14 protein-coding genes and 1 tRNA gene are annotated in these 17,697 nt (G+C 42.2%); 5 read left to right on the forward strand and 10 right to left on the reverse strand.

What is annotated here, in order from left to right:
* The first annotated feature begins 68 nt into the window (after positions 1 to 68).
* Together PYW33_RS09655 and PYW33_RS09660 are read left to right on the forward strand one after the other, a co-directional pair.
* Positions 69 to 359: a hypothetical protein gene (locus tag PYW33_RS09655; RefSeq protein WP_004646557.1), complete on the forward strand. Its 291-nt coding sequence runs from the start codon at positions 69 to 71 to the stop codon at positions 357 to 359.
* Between the two features lie 859 nt (positions 360 to 1,218).
* Positions 1,219 to 2,163 carry a sensor domain-containing diguanylate cyclase gene (locus PYW33_RS09660; RefSeq protein ID WP_004646556.1) on the forward strand — a complete coding sequence of 315 codons (945 nt, stop codon included), beginning with the start codon at positions 1,219 to 1,221 and terminating at the stop codon, positions 2,161 to 2,163.
* 630 nt (positions 2,164 to 2,793) lie between these two features.
* On the opposite strand, the gene PYW33_RS09665 is transcribed toward PYW33_RS09660, so the two are convergent.
* From PYW33_RS09665 to efp, 8 genes are all read right to left on the reverse strand, one after another.
* Positions 2,794 to 3,210 carry a hypothetical protein gene (locus PYW33_RS09665; protein WP_228127478.1) on the reverse strand — a complete coding sequence of 139 codons (417 nt, stop codon included), beginning with the start codon at positions 3,208 to 3,210 and terminating at the stop codon, positions 2,794 to 2,796.
* Positions 3,211 to 3,286: 76 nt separating this feature from the next.
* Positions 3,287 to 3,363 (reverse strand) — tRNA-Val (locus PYW33_RS09670).
* 47 nt (positions 3,364 to 3,410) lie between these two features.
* Positions 3,411 to 5,405: a transglutaminase TgpA family protein gene (locus tag PYW33_RS09675; protein ID WP_004646554.1), complete on the reverse strand. Its 1,995-nt coding sequence runs from the start codon at positions 5,403 to 5,405 to the stop codon at positions 3,411 to 3,413.
* A 13-nt stretch (positions 5,406 to 5,418) separates the two neighbouring features.
* Positions 5,419 to 6,324: a DUF58 domain-containing protein gene (locus PYW33_RS09680; RefSeq protein WP_004646553.1), complete on the reverse strand. Its 906-nt coding sequence runs from the start codon at positions 6,322 to 6,324 to the stop codon at positions 5,419 to 5,421.
* A gap of 12 nt (positions 6,325 to 6,336) precedes the next feature.
* The gene (locus PYW33_RS09685; protein ID WP_004646552.1) at positions 6,337 to 7,299 is read right to left on the reverse strand and encodes an AAA family ATPase; all 963 of its coding nucleotides are present in this window, start codon (positions 7,297 to 7,299) and stop codon (positions 6,337 to 6,339) included.
* Positions 7,300 to 7,698: 399 nt separating this feature from the next.
* Positions 7,699 to 8,004, reverse strand: coding sequence for a YbdD/YjiX family protein (locus PYW33_RS09690; protein WP_171057013.1), 306 nt, complete (start codon positions 8,002 to 8,004; stop codon positions 7,699 to 7,701).
* A 7-nt stretch (positions 8,005 to 8,011) separates the two neighbouring features.
* The gene (locus tag PYW33_RS09695; protein ID WP_004646549.1) at positions 8,012 to 10,111 is read right to left on the reverse strand and encodes a carbon starvation CstA family protein; all 2,100 of its coding nucleotides are present in this window, start codon (positions 10,109 to 10,111) and stop codon (positions 8,012 to 8,014) included.
* A 171-nt stretch (positions 10,112 to 10,282) separates the two neighbouring features.
* On the reverse strand, positions 10,283 to 10,852 hold the full coding sequence (gene efp / locus PYW33_RS09700) for an elongation factor P (RefSeq protein WP_004279747.1): 570 nt from the start codon (positions 10,850 to 10,852) through the stop codon (positions 10,283 to 10,285).
* A gap of 382 nt (positions 10,853 to 11,234) precedes the next feature.
* Between efp and epmB the strand changes: the two genes are divergently transcribed.
* Genes epmB through PYW33_RS09715 form a run of 3 tightly spaced genes read left to right on the forward strand, consistent with a single transcriptional unit; the run spans position 11,235 to position 16,159 of the window.
* The gene (gene epmB, locus PYW33_RS09705; RefSeq protein WP_004279746.1) at positions 11,235 to 12,257 is read left to right on the forward strand and encodes an EF-P beta-lysylation protein EpmB; all 1,023 of its coding nucleotides are present in this window, start codon (positions 11,235 to 11,237) and stop codon (positions 12,255 to 12,257) included.
* A gap of 9 nt (positions 12,258 to 12,266) precedes the next feature.
* Complete coding sequence (locus PYW33_RS09710) at positions 12,267 to 14,012, forward strand: hypothetical protein (RefSeq protein WP_004646548.1); 1,746 nt, start codon at positions 12,267 to 12,269, stop codon at positions 14,010 to 14,012.
* The gene (locus tag PYW33_RS09715) at positions 13,994 to 16,159 is read left to right on the forward strand and encodes an EAL domain-containing protein (protein ID WP_004646547.1); all 2,166 of its coding nucleotides are present in this window, start codon (positions 13,994 to 13,996) and stop codon (positions 16,157 to 16,159) included. The genes PYW33_RS09710 and PYW33_RS09715 overlap by 19 nt, the downstream gene beginning before the upstream one ends.
* 100 nt (positions 16,160 to 16,259) lie before the next feature.
* Here PYW33_RS09715 and rpmE read toward each other — a convergent pair whose 3' ends face one another.
* Together rpmE and PYW33_RS09725 are read right to left on the reverse strand one after the other, a co-directional pair.
* A complete protein-coding gene (gene rpmE, locus PYW33_RS09720; RefSeq protein ID WP_004279743.1) occupies positions 16,260 to 16,484 on the reverse strand; it encodes a 50S ribosomal protein L31 in 225 nt (74 codons plus the stop codon).
* Positions 16,485 to 16,679: 195 nt separating this feature from the next.
* Positions 16,680 to 17,660, reverse strand: coding sequence for a bile acid:sodium symporter family protein (locus PYW33_RS09725; RefSeq protein WP_004646546.1), 981 nt, complete (start codon positions 17,658 to 17,660; stop codon positions 16,680 to 16,682).
* Positions 17,661 to 17,697 lie beyond the last annotated feature (37 nt).

Consider the following 17,697-nt stretch of genomic DNA (forward strand, 5'->3'; position numbering starts at 1 on the left):
ATTCAGCGTTGTCTAAATTGATAAAATCGCCGTTTTCTACAGAAAATTTAAGATTGTTAAGGATTGAAGTGAATATTCAAAATGATTTACCAGAACTAAGTAATTACAGTGAGTTAAGCAGTAAAGAGCAATTAACTATCCATCAAATCCTTATTTCGTACGTACGCTCAGATCACCTCTATAATATTATCTTGACCCATAATGTTGAACCTTACGACTTAGTTAAACTTGTAAGTATTAGTTTTGAGAATAGAGATGCTGCTATCTGGGTTCATTTTGAAACTATTACAGCTGAGAGACTGACAATGCCTCTCGATTTTATTTCAAGAATAGAAGTATGTAATTACGAAGTTTTTTAAGACTAGAATCGAGTCCCCCTAGCGGGGGGATTTATGTTAAATAAGATCTAAGACAAAATAGAAATACTCCTGGTAACATACATAAGAAGCCAGCAGCTTTTGCAGCCATATAATTCTTGACCTTTTTATGGGAAATATGTGGTCTAAAAATTATCCCTGTAAAACATCATATAAATCCTATAATTATTAGAAACGATGACATGATTTTAATCACTTATTTTTCTAAGTTCATATTAAACAATCCGATATGTACGAGTTCTCTTTTATAAGATTCTCTATATAATTCAAAGTTAAATAACAATAAACTTTATATTTTTTCTTATATGTGAAGCTTATCCCAAAAAATTTAAAGGAAACTATATACCAGCTCTTATAAGATTGTCCCCCCCAATGCGTACAATGAAGATAAACTGTTGAATGATTTGGATAAATCACTAAATTAATATAAATATTATTATAATATAAAGGGTTAGACACTTTTCCTTTCGACTTTACAATTTCCTTTCGTTGTTAATAATTAAGATACATTTAAAATGCTTCTTTAGAACTATAATTTTGAAAATTTTTTGGTAGCTTCGATTCATTATGACTTTTTATATATTTCTAATACTTATGAATATCGCAGCTATAATGGCAGTGATTGCATTTTTTCATAAGTAATAAGAAAATTACATCTTGGTATTTCTAACCGCAGGCTAATTTTAAATTTCATTATAAAAATAAATTTCTTTAAGTATTATTTTTAGTATAAATTTCACACATTTCTATATAATACCTATTTTAGGCTCCCGTTTATAAGAATTACTCATATATTGGGTATTTCGCATATATATTCTTACTGTTGCAGTAGGTTCACTTCATGAATAATATTAACTTTAATAACTTTGAAGAAGCTGGCCAAGCCATTTTAAAATTCTTATCTCAACGCTTTGGCTTCAAATTGTGGATGATTACTCGTACTGAGGGTGACGACTGGATTGTATTATTGAGTGAAGATAATGGCTATAACGTTAAGCCCGGACAAGTATTTCATTGGGCAGACTCATTCTGCTCACACATGGTACAAAGTAATATGCCTCGTATTGCTCCCTATTCACCTGATATTCAAGTTTACGCAGATGCACCTATAAATCACCTAGTCTCAATTAAAGCCTATATCGGCCAACCTCTGTATAAAGAAGATGGCTCTCTTTTTGGCACTCTATGTGCAATTGATCCCGAACCTCAACCTAAAATTCTTGTTGAAGATGCTCCATTATTCGAGTTGATAGCAAAGGTACTCAGTTATACGATTCAAGCTGATATGAAAGCTGCTGAGTACATACGTAAAGCTGAGCGTTTTGAAATAGAAGCAATGTCCGACCCAATGACTGGACTTTTCAACCGTCGTGCTTGGGATGAGCTTATTATCAAAGAGGAAGAGCGCTGTAAGCGTTATGGTCACCCTACTGCTATTCTTATGATAGACCTTAATGATCTTAAGATCACAAATGATACTCTGGGTCATGCTGCAGGTGATGAGCTCATTCAAAGAATGGCTTTAGCTCTCAAAAACACGGTACGTAGTAATGATATTATCGCTCGCTTAGGAGGTGATGAGTTTGCTGTGATGACCATTGAAACTAACTTAGAGCATGCGAAGAAGCTTGCATCAAGAATTCAAAATACTTTTACAAAAGTTGGAATTAGTGCTGCAATTGGCTTTGCAATGCGTAATCCAACCTTTGGGTTAGCTGAAGCTATCAAAGAAGCAGATGCAAAGATGTATCAGAATAAAGTTATGGTCAAATCGAGTAGCCATTAATTAAACTACTTACCCGATGCAGTCTTTGTATCTGGTAAGGCCTTATCTACAATCTGAAGATGTACTATTGAAATAATTCAATACAACCGAAAACCCTAGAGATTTTTTTGAAATAAAAACTATTATTTTTCATATCATTAAGAGCTTTAATCCGTTTTAATTCTGCACTTAGCCCTATCAAAATTGCGACTTTTCCAACAAAAATCCTGCAGTTTATTCCCAGGTTTTTGATCAAACGGTTAGGATCAACAATTTACTTTTATCATGAAGACTGATTATAAAAATAATAAAAGTCCATGCCAAAAAACCTTAAGTTCGCCAGCGAGCGCCGTAGTGACCAACGTAAAAAAGTCATACAAGCCGAAATGCTGCAGGCCCAAACATTTATACAGATCTATCTGCTCTTACCCTTCTTCTTTAAGGCATATCAGCATCAGCAACATCTTACGATGCGCAAACCCTAGAAGATGTCATCTAGCATGAAGCAAGCGCTGTGCGTGATAAAAAATTGACTGAACCTACACTGCGAATCTGCCTGTAGCTGATCAGCCTATTCCAGCCGAGTACAACGCAAGTGCAGCACTTCAATCAATTTATTAATTTGCGGAACTTTGAGCTGAAATATTTAAGCTAAATGTCATGAATAGACATATCTGCCAGTGCACCAAACTTTTCATCAAACGGCGCTAATTGTTCTTTGACGTATTTGGATCCGCGAAGTTTACGGCCATGCTTATCATAGTATTTATGAAAAAGTGTTTTGAAGGGATAGTACTGTTTTATGCTCAAGTCTTCCGCCATCTGATTGACCTTCGCTTCAAGCATCTTTTGAGCTACCCCTTGCTCACATTCTTTTGCGGTATCACGAGTTGCTGAAGAACGTTTTCCATTGATCATTAGTTCAATGTAGTAGGCCGAACCGCGCTTTCTGGGCTTGGGTAATTTCATGACGTAATTTCCAAAATTCTTGACGTAAACTTGACGTAAATTTAACGGCAATAACTGCATAAAATACGGGTTTTGCAGATAGTGCGGATAACGGCTCACTTTACTCAAGGCATTAAAAAAAGGCTTTAAGCTACTGTTTTCGCTTAAAACCCTTATAACATAACGTTTAGAATCTTGGTAGGTATAAGCAGACTCGAACTGCTGACCTCTACGATGTCAACGTAGCGCTCTAACCAACTGAGCTATACACCTAGAATGCTTGGCATATTATAAATTTTTCCGACCGAAAACAAGCCTTTTCATTTAGTTTTTAAAACGTCCGCGCAAGTTTTAAGCAAATCCTTGAATTTTTTCAATTCTTGTTCAGTTATTGGGGTTCCCGAATAAAGATTTTTTTCAAAAACCTGTATAGCTTGAATAAAGGCAGTCTGGTTTTCAATCTGAACCTGTTGAGATAAACGCTGCATCCAGTGATGAAAAGTTTCAGCAGACTGTTTTTTGAGATCGTCAGCTAAAGATTGATTCAGCTGCTGAATAGCGCGATCTAATGGAGATTGAGCCTGTCGGGCTTTCAGATAAATTCTGAAGACATAGGCCAAAATCAGTAGCACAATATTGCCCAGCAAAATTATGACACTCGAATAAACTGAACCGAGTCCTAATTTTGATAACCAGCTCTGTTGTGATTCTGCATTATAACCCACCACCTTACTTTGCCATTGGTAGCTGGCATAATCGCTCCAAACGCGTAGTTTGGTGACCCATAGATTATGCTGCGAGTTCCAGGTCGACTGATTTGCCGATACCCATGCATCCTGAGAAAGCAGATTTTGCATGCCATCATCTATACGCTGTGGAGCGATCATCGCGGTTGGATCAAAGCGTTGCCATCTCTGGTCAATCCAGACTTCTGTCCAGGCATGAGCATCCATTTGTCGGACTTCCCAGCTCATGCGATCTGGTGCCAACTCCCCACCCTGATAGCCGGTGACGACCCGTGCAGGAATCCCGACATAACGCATCAACATCACGAAACTCGAGGCATAGTGTTCACAAAAACCTTGCCGGGAATTAAACAGGAATTCATCAATCCGGTTTTGCCCCAGTTGGCCCGGCTTCAGGGTATAAATAAAGTTATTCTGCTGATACCAATTCAAGACTTGCTGCACATAACGCCGAGGATCTTCCGCACTTTGCGCATATAGACGTTGTGCTAATTGTTGCGCTCTCGGGTCAAGTCGGCGCTGCACCTGAGTATTCGTTCTTTCGATATATTGCGTTGGCAAAGCCTGAGGATCATATGCTGTCCCGACCCACTGTAACGAAATCGGTTCAACACGTTGCGTGAGCCGTCTCGGCACAATGCTCCAATCCTGACGGTTATAATAACGGCGTTCCACAGGTATCGATTTTTCCAACCCCATGATCCAGAACACCGAAGGATCCGCAGCCAGATATTGGTAGTTCCAGCCTGTAGGTACGGGTGAAGTATCCATCGGTTGTCGCATTAAAGGCTGCTGATTGACGAAACTGCTGGTCCAGCGTTGCCCATCATATTCATCTAGCACCAACGCTCGCCAATAGAGTTCTGAGCGTGGCGGAAGCTTGCTGATATCACCAATAATCCGGAAAGCAAGGGCACTGGATTGGGATAATTCAGCAATATCCCCAGGTGACATACTATCGCCAATGCCGGTCACACCCTTATTTTCAGGAATGGGAATATGCCAAAGTGGTGGCAAGCGCGGAAAGAAAATAAACAGCAAGATAAAAAATGGAACAGCGTACAAGATAAACTTGCCCACATGTTTGGCATCCTGTTGCAATGCTGCGCGCTGAGTGATCTGCTCCTGCTCAAAATCGCTAGTCTGAATCCGGTACAAACCAATCAGACAGCTGATTAAACACAGCACGATCACAATCGCCATCCCAAAAGATTGGCTATATAGGAATGAGCTGGCAGCAACAAACAGGGCAAAATTAAACAGAATAATCAGGTCACGTTTATTTTTACTTTCCAGTGATTTAGCAAATAAAAAAGTAGATAAAACTGCTACCCCAGCCTCAACACCAATAAAACTATGATGGCTCAAATAAATACTGCCGAGTGCCAAAGCCGTCAGTAGAAAAGTGCCCGTTTTGGGAAATGGCTGCTGACGTTTCAGGAAAATCCAGATACATACAATACTAATCGCAAAAATAATACTGAGTAGAACCGGAATAAATGCCATCTGGGCGATGAGAATCAGGCCCAAAGTCAACACAATCGAGGTACGGATTTTTGCATTGATCATGAATTTACCCGCCTTAGGCCTGCGCCAACAATTGTTTGGCTTTCCGCAGTTGTTCTTCACCTGCACCCTGAGGCAATTCGGCCTGTGGCAAATGCAGACTATACGCACATTGCTGCTGCTCGCATTGCTCGACCAGACCCATCACAAATTCAAGTTTTTCTTCATGTGACTGACTCGGCATATGTGCATAATGAATCTCGATACTGTGTTCATCCTGATATTGCTCAAAGACTTTGACATACAAGCCTTGTCCACGCGCAAACTGCTTCCAGGACACCGCCTGCAAGGAATCGCCTGACTGGTAATTGCGCAATTCACGAAACTCATCCATATCCGGTTCAAAACGGTTAAAGTGATATTTATTTTCTGTGCTAAAAACTTCAGCTTTAGGCGCGACCCAGGCCGAATGCTGATGATAAAGATAGGTCCAGGCTCGAACTAACCCAAAGGGATAAACCGAATAAATCTGAATCACCGGATAATCAAACTTGCCACGTTGCTCTGCATAAAATGGCAGAATAAATTGCTGTTTTTGTGCATTCAGATAAACTTTCGCTAGCTGATTCCCTGCTTTGATATACAAATAGCGGGGGCGAAGCTGCTGCTGTTGAAAATAAAGATGCAGATTCACGCTATGACCGACCTGCCCCACATCATCTGCGATCAATTCAATTTTCAGGTCATGCAATTGCTTAAAAGTCAGATAAAAACTGATACACAGCACCGCACTGATTAAAAAGCAGAAACCTAAAATCAGGTTATTGGCATAGTTCACCCCGGCCACAAAGGTGATGAAGATCAACACCAGATACAGATAGCCCTGCTGATAAATAAATACCAAGACATCTTTCTGCGAGAGCTGTTTCTGCTGTGAGAATTGAAAGCGCTTGGCCAGCCATTTTTGCCAGGTTTTATCCAAGAGAGGACTCCTTTAGCTGACCGCAACCTGTTGCATCACATTAAACGTTTCAGCTTCACTTAAACCCAGACGATGCGAAGTCACCGCGACAAATACAGCCTGCACATCATCTGGTGTGACAAAAGCACGTTGCTGAATCAAAGCATACGCTTGTGCTGCGCGCTTCAAGGCCAGAAGGCCACGCGTAGAAAGTCCATGACGGCTTTTACGGGTTTCTTCTGCTAGATCAAGCAAATATTCCTGAATCGCTTCACTGATAAATATCTGATGCGTCAGACTTTGCAGATCCAGAATTTCATCTTCGGTAAAAATATGCGCCAGACTTGCAATCAGGGCAAAACGGGATTCCTGCTGTAATAACAGTTTTTCTGCATGGCGTGATGGATACCCCAAAGATAAACGCATCAGGAAACGGTCTAGCTGGGATTCCGGCAAAGCGTAAGTACCACTTTGGAATAGCGGGTTTTGTGTCGCAATCACCCAGAAAGGTTTCGGTAAGGCATAGCGTACGCCATCAATGGTGGCATAGCCTTCTTCCATGGCTTCGAGTAAGGCACTTTGGGTTTTGGGACTACAACGGTTGATTTCATCTGCCAGTAAAATCTGAGTAAAAATCGGGCCTTGTTTAAACTCGAACTGATGTTCTTTCTGGTTAAACATGTTAATACCGATGACATCACTGGCCAGCATGTCATTGGTAAATTGGATCCGCTGGAACTTTAACCCAGCCAGATGTGCCAGACTGCTGGCTAATGTAGTTTTACCCAATCCGGGTAAATCTTCAAATAAGACATGTCCGCCTGCAATCAAACAACAGAGTGCCAGTGTGGTCTGGGCCTGCTTATCCAACACAATGGCATTAACTTCTTCAAAAAAACGCTGGATCTTGGGTGCATAACTTGCAATTTTTTGTTCAAGCACAGTATTGATGTGTGCAATGTCGTTATTTTCCTTTTGTTTCATGCCCCAGATCACAATAATTTCCTTAATAAAACATGGCCTAAGATTAACATACACTGAAATTTAAATTTTCCCAAAAGATCAATCATCTGTCTGTGTAACTGAATAAATACACTCACTAGAAAATACCGGAATAGATAGAACACACAGAAATGAGATCTAGAAAATAAAAATGACCGCTACAGAAAAAGATGTTTTTGAATCAAATATCAAAATACTTATAGGACTTTGCCGTCTCTTGAAAAGACTTATAAATAAAAATTCATACTTAAAAGGTATATAAACCCAGATCATTTTTTCGATTTTTATAATTTTTTTTGGAAATAGCTCAACTCATGCAATCAGGGTTATTAGATGGCCTATTCTTTTAGAGAAAAAAAGCGCCCCCGAAAGGCGCTTGCTGTTACTTAACCATTAACATGGACATTTCTTCATACCACTACCCGCGGATGGATAACGCGAATCTACACAATGGCGATAGAAAGTCTTAGGATCCATGGGTTCCAGATCCGGGTGATGCTTGCGCATATGCTCCACATAGGTCTGATAATCTGGCACACCGACCATCAAACGGAAACTTTGCTGCAAACGTTGCCACAGGGTTGCAATCCGTGACCAGTTTTTCGGGTTCAGGATCAAATCCTTCTGCGACATCACGGTCATTTTGATGATTTTATAAATCATCGTTTTCCCGCTTTTGGCAAACTTCAGATTCATAATATTCTCCTTAATGACCTTTCGCTGGCTGAATCTCTTCTGGATCACGATAAATCGCTTCTGCCTCATGCACGGTCGGTACCGGACTTGCCAAGGCACGGCGAATCACACCAATCGCAGCGAACAACATCACAAAAGCCACAATCATGAAGAAAGCACAAAGTGCAGCATTGATCTGGTTCGACATCGCTACCGTCTGCATTTCAGCCATAGTTTTCGCTGGCGCCAGGATTTCATTATTGGCAATTGCCGTGTTGAAACGGTCAGCTTGAGCAAGGAAACCAATCTTTGGATTTTCATGGAAAATCTTCTGCCAGCCTGCTGTCATGGAAGTAATGAACAGGAATACTGTTGGGATAATTGTTACCCAGACATATTTCTGTTTTTTCATCTTGAACAGAATGACGGTACCAAGAATGAGTGCCATCGCAGCCAGAATCTGGTTACCAATACCAAACAGTGGCCATAAGCTGTTAATCCCGCCCAGTGGATCGACTACGCCCTGATACACAAAGAAGCCCCAGCCTGCCACTGCAACCGCAGTACCCAATAGGTTTCCGAAGAAGTTATGCGACTGTTTCACCGCAGGAATCACGATACCCACGGTATCCTGCACCATGAAACGACAGGCACGGGTACCAGCATCTACAGCAGTCAGGATAAACAATGCTTCAAACAGAATCGCAAAGTGATACCAGAATGCCATCATTTCACGACTGTTGAAAATTTCAGTGATGATATGTGCCATACCAATTGCAAAGGTAGGCGCACCACCAGTACGTGACAAAATCGAGTTTTCACCGACTTCTTGTGCCAGTAAGGTCAAGGCTTCAGGCGTTACCACAAAACCAAGGGTTCGTACTGCTTCTGCTGCACTTTCGGCTGTAGTACCGAGTAATGCGGCTGGTGAGTTAATGGCAAAGTAAATTCCTGGATCCAGAATTGCAGCACAGATCAAGGCCATGATCGCCACAAAAGATTCCATCAACATACCGCCGTAACCGATCATGCGGATATCGCGTTCATTGTTGACCAGTTTCGGTGTCGTCCCCGAAGATACCAAGGCATGGAAACCGGAAATCGCACCACACGCAATAGTAATGAACAGGAATGGGAACATAGAACCTGCGAATACAGGACCAGTCCCATCAATGAATTTGGTAATCGCTGGCAGTTTCATTTCAGGCATGGCAAACAGGATACCCACGGCCAAACCTGCAATCACGCCAATTTTCAGGAAGGTCGACAGATAATCACGTGGAGCAAGCAATAGCCAGACTGGCAATACCGACGCAATGAAGCCATAAATGATCAGCGCCCAAGTCAGTTCAGTGCCAGAAAGTGTAAAGAATGGCCCCCAATATGGATGTTGTGCGATGTTTTCACCGTAGATAATGCCCAGCATCATCAAGACAAAACCAATAATCGAGACTTCAGCAATTTTACCCGGGCGGATAAAACGCATGTAGATGCCCATAAAGATCGCAATCGGAATGGTGGCTGCAATACTGAATACACCCCATGGACTGTTAGTCAGTGCTTTAACAACGACTAGCGCCAATACTGCCAGAATGATGATCATCACGCCCAAGGCACCGAGCATCACGATAATACCGGCAAAGGTTCCGAGTTCCTGCTTAGCCATCTCACCAAGTGATCGACCGTCACGACGGGTGGAAATAAACAGTACCAGGAAGTCTTGTACCGCACCTGCCAGCACCACACCGACCAGTAGCCAGATCGTCCCAGGTAAATAGCCCATCTGCGCTGCCAGGATCGGACCGACTAAAGGACCTGCACCGGCAATCGCTGCAAAGTGATGGCCAAATAGAACGCTTTTATTGGTCGGCACATAGTCCAGACCATCGGCCAGACGATGCGCAGGCGTTAAACGGCGTTCATTCAGCTCAAATACTTTGGTGGCAATAAATAAACTGTAGAAACGGTAAGCAATGCTATAGACACAGGCGGCGGCAAGTACCAGCCAGACTGCATTGACATGCTCACCCCGACTCAGTGCCAGAACTCCGAAAGAGACTGCACCCACAATGGCTACCAAAAGCCAAATCATTTTCGAAGTCAGCGTCGACTTCTTTTGTAAAGTTTCCATTCAATCCCTCATATTGTGATGCATACAAATCAGCGTGATTGTTGTTGTTCGAGGTACTGCTGTTTTCCCTTGCGACTTTACGCCTGTTCTTTTGCTTTTCCTCTACGACTTTGGCATAAAAAAAGGGATGATTTAAATCATCCCTCTCGATAATAGTCTATTTTCAAACCATTATGCACGTTCTAAATAGTCACCAGTACGGGTATCTACACGAACGCTTTCTTCTTGCTGTACGAATAATGGAACACGTACTACAGCACCTGTTTCAAGTTTCGCTGGCTTACCGCCACCGCCAGAAGTATCACCACGAACACCTGGATCAGTTTCAACGATTTTAAGTACGACGAAGTTCGGTGGAGTCACGTTTAAAGGCACGCCATTGAACAACATGATGGTACATTTTTCATTTGAATCGTCTTTTAACCATTTTGCAGCATCGCTCATTGCTGTTTTATCAGCTGCGATCTGTTCAAAGGTAACAGGATCCATGAAGTTCCACATTTCGCCATCGTTGTACAAGTATTCCATTTCTACTTCAACGATATCAGCCGCTTCTAGGTTCTCGCCTGATTTGAAAGTTTTTTCCAGAACTTTACCTGATTTAAGGTTACGTAATTTTACGCGGTTAAAAGCTTGGCCTTTACCTGGTTTTACGTATTCGTTTTCCATGATTGAACATGGGTTGCCATCAAGCATAACCTTAAGGCCTGACTTGAAATCATTCGTAGAATAATAGGCCATGACTGGCGCACTCCAAACTTACTAACTTTAATCTATTGATGCTATGGGCTGTTGCGATGTCATTTAGCAAGTCTGACACGAACATTGAGTTGCCACATGCACATTCATTTGATGTTGCGTATTCTAAATGAGCAATACACTTTGCCGCAATGAAAAAATCCGCTTTCACCCACTCAGGCTGTTTAAGTTACAATCAGACATGAAAATCCTTTGTTTATTCATGTCTTGCTCAACGTTAAAATACCATCAGGCGAGCACCAAGATCAGCATAGCTGAATCGCTCTTTATTTTACAGCGCAGTGGATTATTGCGCTTCGGCACAAACTGTTAAACTGCGCCCATCAGGCTTTGTCCTCTCACTTATTATTGTTAATCTTCCGGCATGACGAACTATTTATATCAAGAACAAAACTGGCAATCACAGCTCAGCGACCTGATCACTGATCCCCGCGAACTGCTTGAAGTACTGCAACTTGCACCAGAGCAACTGCTCTCAGGTGCCATTTTAGCTTCTGAACAGTTTAAGTTGCGTGTGCCGCGTGCTTTTGTCGGCAAAATGCAGGTCGGAAACCCTTTAGACCCATTGCTTTTACAAGTGCTACCCCATCACTTGGAACTGGAAGAACATCCAGGATTTGTTACCGACCCCTTGGGCGAAGAACAGGCCAATCAGCAACCCGGCGTACTGCACAAATATAAATCCCGTTTCTTGCTGACACTGACTGGTGCCTGTGCTGTACATTGCCGTTATTGTTTCCGCCGGCATTTCCCCTATCAGGAAAATCTGCCTAAAAATGAAGACTGGATAAATATCAAGCAATATCTGGAAAGCCAGCCTGATATTAATGAAGTGATTCTGAGTGGCGGTGATCCACTAACCTTATCGAACCGGAAATTAAAAACCTGGATTGAACGATTAGAATCAGTACCACATCTCAAATTCTTAAGAATACATTCACGAGTTCCTATTGTGATCCCCAACCGAGTCGACGAAGAGCTACTTAGCATGTTAAAAAACAGTAGGCTACGTATTATTCTGGTGGTACACTCAAACCATGCATCGGAGCTGGATGACTTCACTTGCAAGCGTTTAAACCAACTGGTTCAACAGCAGATCACCGTTCTGAATCAGGCGGTTTTATTAAACGGGGTGAATGATTCTGCTCAGGTTTTAGTAGATTTAAGCTATCGCTTGTTTGATGCCGGGGTCATGCCTTATTATTTACATGTACTTGATAAAGTAAAAGGTGCGCATCATTTTGATTTAGCGCCTGACCATATTAATGAGATTTATACAGAAGTTTTAGCGAACCTGCCGGGGTATTTGGTTCCTAAACTGGTTCGAGAAATAGCGGGCGAGAAGAATAAGACACCGCTTTTTGGGGTTTCAACATTTTTGAGTTAAATAATAAAGATGAGCACGCATACTTCAGACATTTTTCAGACACCGACGGAACTTAAACGAGAGCAGTTGAGCTTTTGTCCAACCACTGCCAAGGCTTTGCAGGAATGGGGTGCGGGGATTTCGATTCTACAACTAGGGAATTCATCCAAATCCCTGTTTAATGCCTTATTGGAAGTTTCTGAGCTGAAATGTACAGAAACCCTGCGCTTTGACCTGATTCAGGTCTTGCATCCCACCCTTGAAAATGTCCTGACCAGTCTGGAAAAGCATTTCGTCAATCAGGGCCTGATCACTTCCGACCGGAATGACCAGATTATTGAGCTGGCTATGCTGCTGCGCAGTCATTTTGCCAAAATTTATATCGATATCGTCAAACGCTGTAATCATCAGCTGACCCATCAGAAGTTTTCGCTATTTTCTCTAGGCAAAAAGAAGAGCATTCAAACTGCCCGGATGGTATCGATTTATTATGCCCTGCAACAACTCACACTTCTTTTATATCAACAGCATATGCTGTATAGCACGCCAGGTCTGGGACAATGGCTGGCTGCCCATCAACTGCTTGAATGTGCAATAGACAATAATTTCTATCAAAGCAATATCAATCAGGTATTAGGTACCCAGCATGAGATCCAGAACATTGCACATGCCTATGCACAGCTGATTTTACTGGATATCTTCAATACTCATCAGATCCGGCCTGCAGAAATTCAGGGCCTGTATCTATGCAGTTTTGACTGGGCCAAACTGGTACAGATCCTGCCGAAGGAAACCACGCTGTCCCGTTATGTGGTCGATGCCAGCAAAGATCATCCGCCGATCTTTAATTCCCATCAAGAGCCACAGTTTCAGCCGAGCTTCTATATTTCCACACAGAATCTGATGGATCATTTAACGGGTACTCAAAGTAAAAATGCCCAGTATCTGTCGCGGAATGAAAAACTGTTCCTGACCCCTGCACTGCATTTTCATATCTACAATCTGCTCTCGAACAATGTCGAGCGTCGTCATGAACGTTATGAATATTCAGCACAGATCAATATCTGCTTTGGCTTAAGCGTGGCGCATTTTTACCTGTCTAAAGGTAAAAACTTCAACGAAACTCTGGAACTCGAGGCCAATTATAATTTCCAGAGCGAAAGCAGTTTTGTCAGCTCGATGGAAAACGCCATTCCAAGTAGTTTTAGCAGCATCAAGGCGCTCGATCGAGAAACCAAACAGATCCATAGCGCTGAAGTTCTGGATATCAGTGTCAATGGTTACCGGATTAAATGGACTGGTATTACCCCGGCTAACCTGAAAACCGGTGAATTCATTCTGGTTCAGGAAAAAACCCAGAGTCAGTGGCGTGGCGGTGTGATTCGCTGGATCAAGCAGTCAACGGATAAGAGCCTGGAAATCGGGCTGGAAATTTTGGCACAAGAGCTCTTTCCTTGTGCAGCTTATACCCGTACCGAACGTCATCATGTCAACTATCAGCCTGCCCTGTTGGTGAAAATGACGCAACTGGATCAGGTCTCGACCAGCTTGATTGTCTCTGGTTCACAGATGTTTAGGGAAAAACAAACCATTCATTTACGTCTCGGTCAGGAAGAAATCAAAATCTATCTGACCAAAGCACAACTGATTACGCAGAGTTTCATCCGTTTTGATTATGAATTACTCAATGATCAGGAAGAAGAGATGATCGAAAACTTTATCGATCAGCACATGAATGAAAGCAGAAATCATGATTTATGGGAAGCATTGAAGTGAGAAATCCATTATTGTCTAAAAAGTTAAAACGTACTGAAACACGTTTACTGATTATTGATGATAATCAAATTAGATATAACCAAATCCGTGATCTGCTGACCAGTCATGATTATCAGGTGGATGCTGTCCTGCTGGATGATCTGCAATCTTTTGAAAAACAATTAAATTTCAACTGGGATCTGATTATTTTTGGACGTGCCTACGACCTGAAATATGAACAGGCCTTAAGTTTGGTGCGCCTTTCGCAGCAACCTAATCTGCCGATGATTTTGCTTAAACCGGATGATTACCAGGCTGAACAATATGCGCAATATATCCGTAAAGGGGTATATGACATTCTCAATTTTGACTACCTGGAACGCTTTTATGTGGGACTGGTCCGAGCATTGTCATTTAGCCGTTTGTCACAGTCTCAGCAACATTTAATGACTGAGCTGGAAACAGCACAAATTCAGGCACAATCTTTAGTAGACGACAGCAACCGTGCTGTTGCCACCATTCAGGAAGGGATTCATATTCAGGCCAATGCGGACTACCTGAAACTGTTTGGCTTGCAAAATGAAGATGAGATTATTGGCCTACCGCTTCTGGATCTGCTCCAGCCTTCAGATTTGAATGATTTTAAAACGCGTTTCAAAAAGATTTCTCAGGGTCAATTTGATTTAGGTCGGGTCGAGATCCAGTCTCTGAATCCGCATGTGTCCGCATCTAATCCATTAAAACTGGAATTCTTGCCTTCAACGGCTGAAGAAGATGCGGTACAAATTAGCATTGATACTCAATCTCAAACGGTTTTTTCCGAGAAAACTCCTGGAAAACCAAGTGTTTTTCAGTCACTTAAACGTGAACTGAACAAGCAGTCTGCACCGGTGAATGCCTTAGTCACTTTCTCTTTAAGTGCATATGACCCGGAAGTTCTACAATCTGACTGGGCCACTTTTAATGGGTACTTTGATGCAGTCAAAGAATTCCTCAAGGAACAGACCCATATTCCCCTGTTTAAACTGGAATATGATGTCGTTGTCGGTCTGTTTCAGGCAGACTCTAAAGCAATTCTTGAATCCAAACTGATCAGTTTAAATGCCTTAAGCAAACCGCAACTCATTACAGTGGGACCAAAGTCATTCCCTCTAAATTTGCGCTTGGGCTATGTCATGCTTGAACAGGGTTTGCAAGATGAAATGCAATGCAATACGCTGATTGGACAAGCATTCTCGACATCTTTACCTCAAGCAGAAGCTGTACCTGAATTTAAACTTGATATTCCTGCGTCACTGAGCAGTCCGGTTGCGGTAGAAATGCCAAGTATAGATTTCAGTGTTGCTGAAACACCAGTTGCCAGCCCAACATTGGCAGCCGTCAGTCCAGCAGTCACGTCTATTCCTAGCGCTACACCTTCTATTTTGAAAGCCTTAAGTGAATGTCTGGAACGTGGGGAGATCCATTTAAAATATCAACAACTCTATGATAAAGAAGATACGCGTTTATATACCTATGAAGTGACCAGTGGCTTTATTTTTGAGAATAAATGGCAGGATATTTCTAGCCTTTTAGAACTTCATGAAGATGATGAACTGTCCATTAAACTGGATCGCTGGATTCTGGTTGAAGCCAGTAAACAGCTACACAACTTTATTACCCAGTATCCTGATGCAAGCTTAATTGTCAATTTGAACCGTGCCGTACTATTTAAAGACCGCACCTTCCCGGAATTTATTTCCAAGCTGATTACGATTATTCGCAGTAAAGTGAAGCATCCGCTAATCTTGCAATTCTCAGAAGAAGATATTTTACTGAATCAACAAGATGCACAAAAATATCTACGCGTGCTGTATGAACATGGCGCACTGATTGCACTGCGTGATTTTGGTCAATCCATGTACAGTCAAAATTTACTGCGCGAACTTGAACTGGATGGTGTCAGCTTACATTCAAACTTAACCAATATGCTCAATAAAGATACCGAGATTGAGCAACTACAGGAAAAAATTACCAGCTATAATGAAATCAAGCCACTCAACATTCTGATTCGTGAATTAAATGATATGACACTGTTCGCGAATGCCTGGAACGTGGATGCCCGCTTTATTCAGGGGAATTATTTCCAGAAAAAACTCGATCATTTGATTGATGTACAAGATCACTAAGATCTTGTACAAGCCTGCGCATTTAGGAAATCGAATGATAATTTTTTAAATTGCAGGCACAAAAAAAACGGGCTTAAAGCCCGTTTTTTCATTTTGGGTATTAACGTTTAACAGAACGTGACATACCAGCAAAACGTTGTTTGAACTTGTCGATACGACCGCCAGTGTCAACGTTCTTTTGCTTACCAGTGTAGAATGGGTGGCAAGCTGAACATACGTCTAGATAAAGAGTTTCTTTACCAAGAGCTGAACGAGTTTCGATTACGTTACCACATGAACAAGTAGCAACTAAAGTTTCATATTTTGGGTGAATATCGGCGCGCATCGTCGATTACTCCATTAGATTCAAGAAGGTTTAGCTGTCATCGCTATTGATCACTCTCAAATGAGGAAGCAGGAACATCGTTCATGCAGATCAACACCACAACAGACCATTCTTTTGGCCCACCGAGACGGATACCGTCAGAGCTAAGCACAACAAGTGGGCGTCATTATACGTGAAACGAATTCAATATGCGAATTATTCTTCAGCTTCTGATCCAGCCTCTTTGGCCCACAGATTGGCAATAATCCCGCAGACCATCAACTGAATCTGATGGAAAATCATGATCGGCAGGACAATCATGCCCAGCGGCTGGCCAATAAATAAAATTTGCGCCATCGGTACTCCACTGGCCAGGGTTTTTTTAGAACCACAAAAGAATGCCGTTTTCTGGTCAGCGCGGCTGAAGCCCAGCCAGCGTGGAATATAAAGTGATAATAACATCACAATGGTGAGTAACACCGAGCAAGCCAGCAATAGCAGCAACAAGGTACTCAGGCTCACTTCATTCCACAGACCAGCCACTACGGCGCTACTAAAAGCGCCATACACCACCAGTAAAATCGAGCCTTGATCGAAGACCTTGACGATTTTTGGCATTTTCATCATTTGCGGATAGATCCATGGACGCAGAATCTGTCCTAAAATAAACGGTACCAAGAGCAGCAGTGTAATCTGGATAATCGAAGAAGTCGGATCAAAACCATGATCAGATTGACCGAGAATAAAAAATGCCACCAATAATGGGGTAATAAACATACCGATCAGATTGGAAAAAGAGGCACTACATACCGCCCCGGCGACATTGCCATGAGCCACTGAAGTAAAGGCGATCGAGGACTGCACGGTGGATGGCAGGAAACACATAAACAGGAAACCCCAATATAGTTCCTGTCCGAGCATGGGTAATAAAATCGGCTTGGCCAAAAGCCCGAGAATCGGAAACAGGGCAAAAGTTAGCGCAAAAACTAAAGTATGCAATTTCCAGTGCATAATGCCTTGCACCACAGCTTCACGAGACAGTTTGGCGCCGTGCAGGAAAAACAGGATGGCGATCGCTCCTGTCGTCACCCAGCCAAAGACTTCAGCCGCCTTCCCCGAAACTGGCAACACACTGGCCAGCAAAACCATCACAAACAACAGTATCGTAAACCGATCCAATGCCAAGAACTTAAGCATATCTCTATAATCCCTCAGATTTTATTGTTTGATATAA

The sequence above is a fragment of the Acinetobacter lwoffii genome (genome assembly GCF_029024105.1).
Classification (GTDB): Bacteria; Pseudomonadota; Gammaproteobacteria; order Pseudomonadales; family Moraxellaceae; genus Acinetobacter; species Acinetobacter lwoffii.

What these genes read in the sequence shown, in the direction of transcription:
- PYW33_RS09710 (WP_004646548.1), top strand. Translation starts at nt 12,267, where the DNA reads ATGAGCACGCATACTTCAGACATTTTTCAGACACCGACGGAACTTAAA.
- PYW33_RS09715 (WP_004646547.1), top strand. Translation starts at nt 13,994, where the DNA reads ATGGGAAGCATTGAAGTGAGAAATCCATTATTGTCTAAAAAGTTAAAA.
- rpmE (WP_004279743.1), bottom strand. Translation starts at nt 16,484, where the DNA reads ATGCGCGCCGATATTCACCCAAAATATGAAACTTTAGTTGCTACTTGT.
- epmB (WP_004279746.1), top strand. Translation starts at nt 11,235, where the DNA reads ATGACGAACTATTTATATCAAGAACAAAACTGGCAATCACAGCTCAGC.
- PYW33_RS09675 (WP_004646554.1), bottom strand. Translation starts at nt 5,405, where the DNA reads ATGATCAATGCAAAAATCCGTACCTCGATTGTGTTGACTTTGGGCCTG.
- PYW33_RS09725 (WP_004646546.1), bottom strand. Translation starts at nt 17,660, where the DNA reads ATGCTTAAGTTCTTGGCATTGGATCGGTTTACGATACTGTTGTTTGTG.
- PYW33_RS09660 (WP_004646556.1), top strand. Translation starts at nt 1,219, where the DNA reads ATGAATAATATTAACTTTAATAACTTTGAAGAAGCTGGCCAAGCCATT.
- PYW33_RS09695 (WP_004646549.1), bottom strand. Translation starts at nt 10,111, where the DNA reads ATGGAAACTTTACAAAAGAAGTCGACGCTGACTTCGAAAATGATTTGG.
- efp (WP_004279747.1), bottom strand. Translation starts at nt 10,852, where the DNA reads ATGGCCTATTATTCTACGAATGATTTCAAGTCAGGCCTTAAGGTTATG.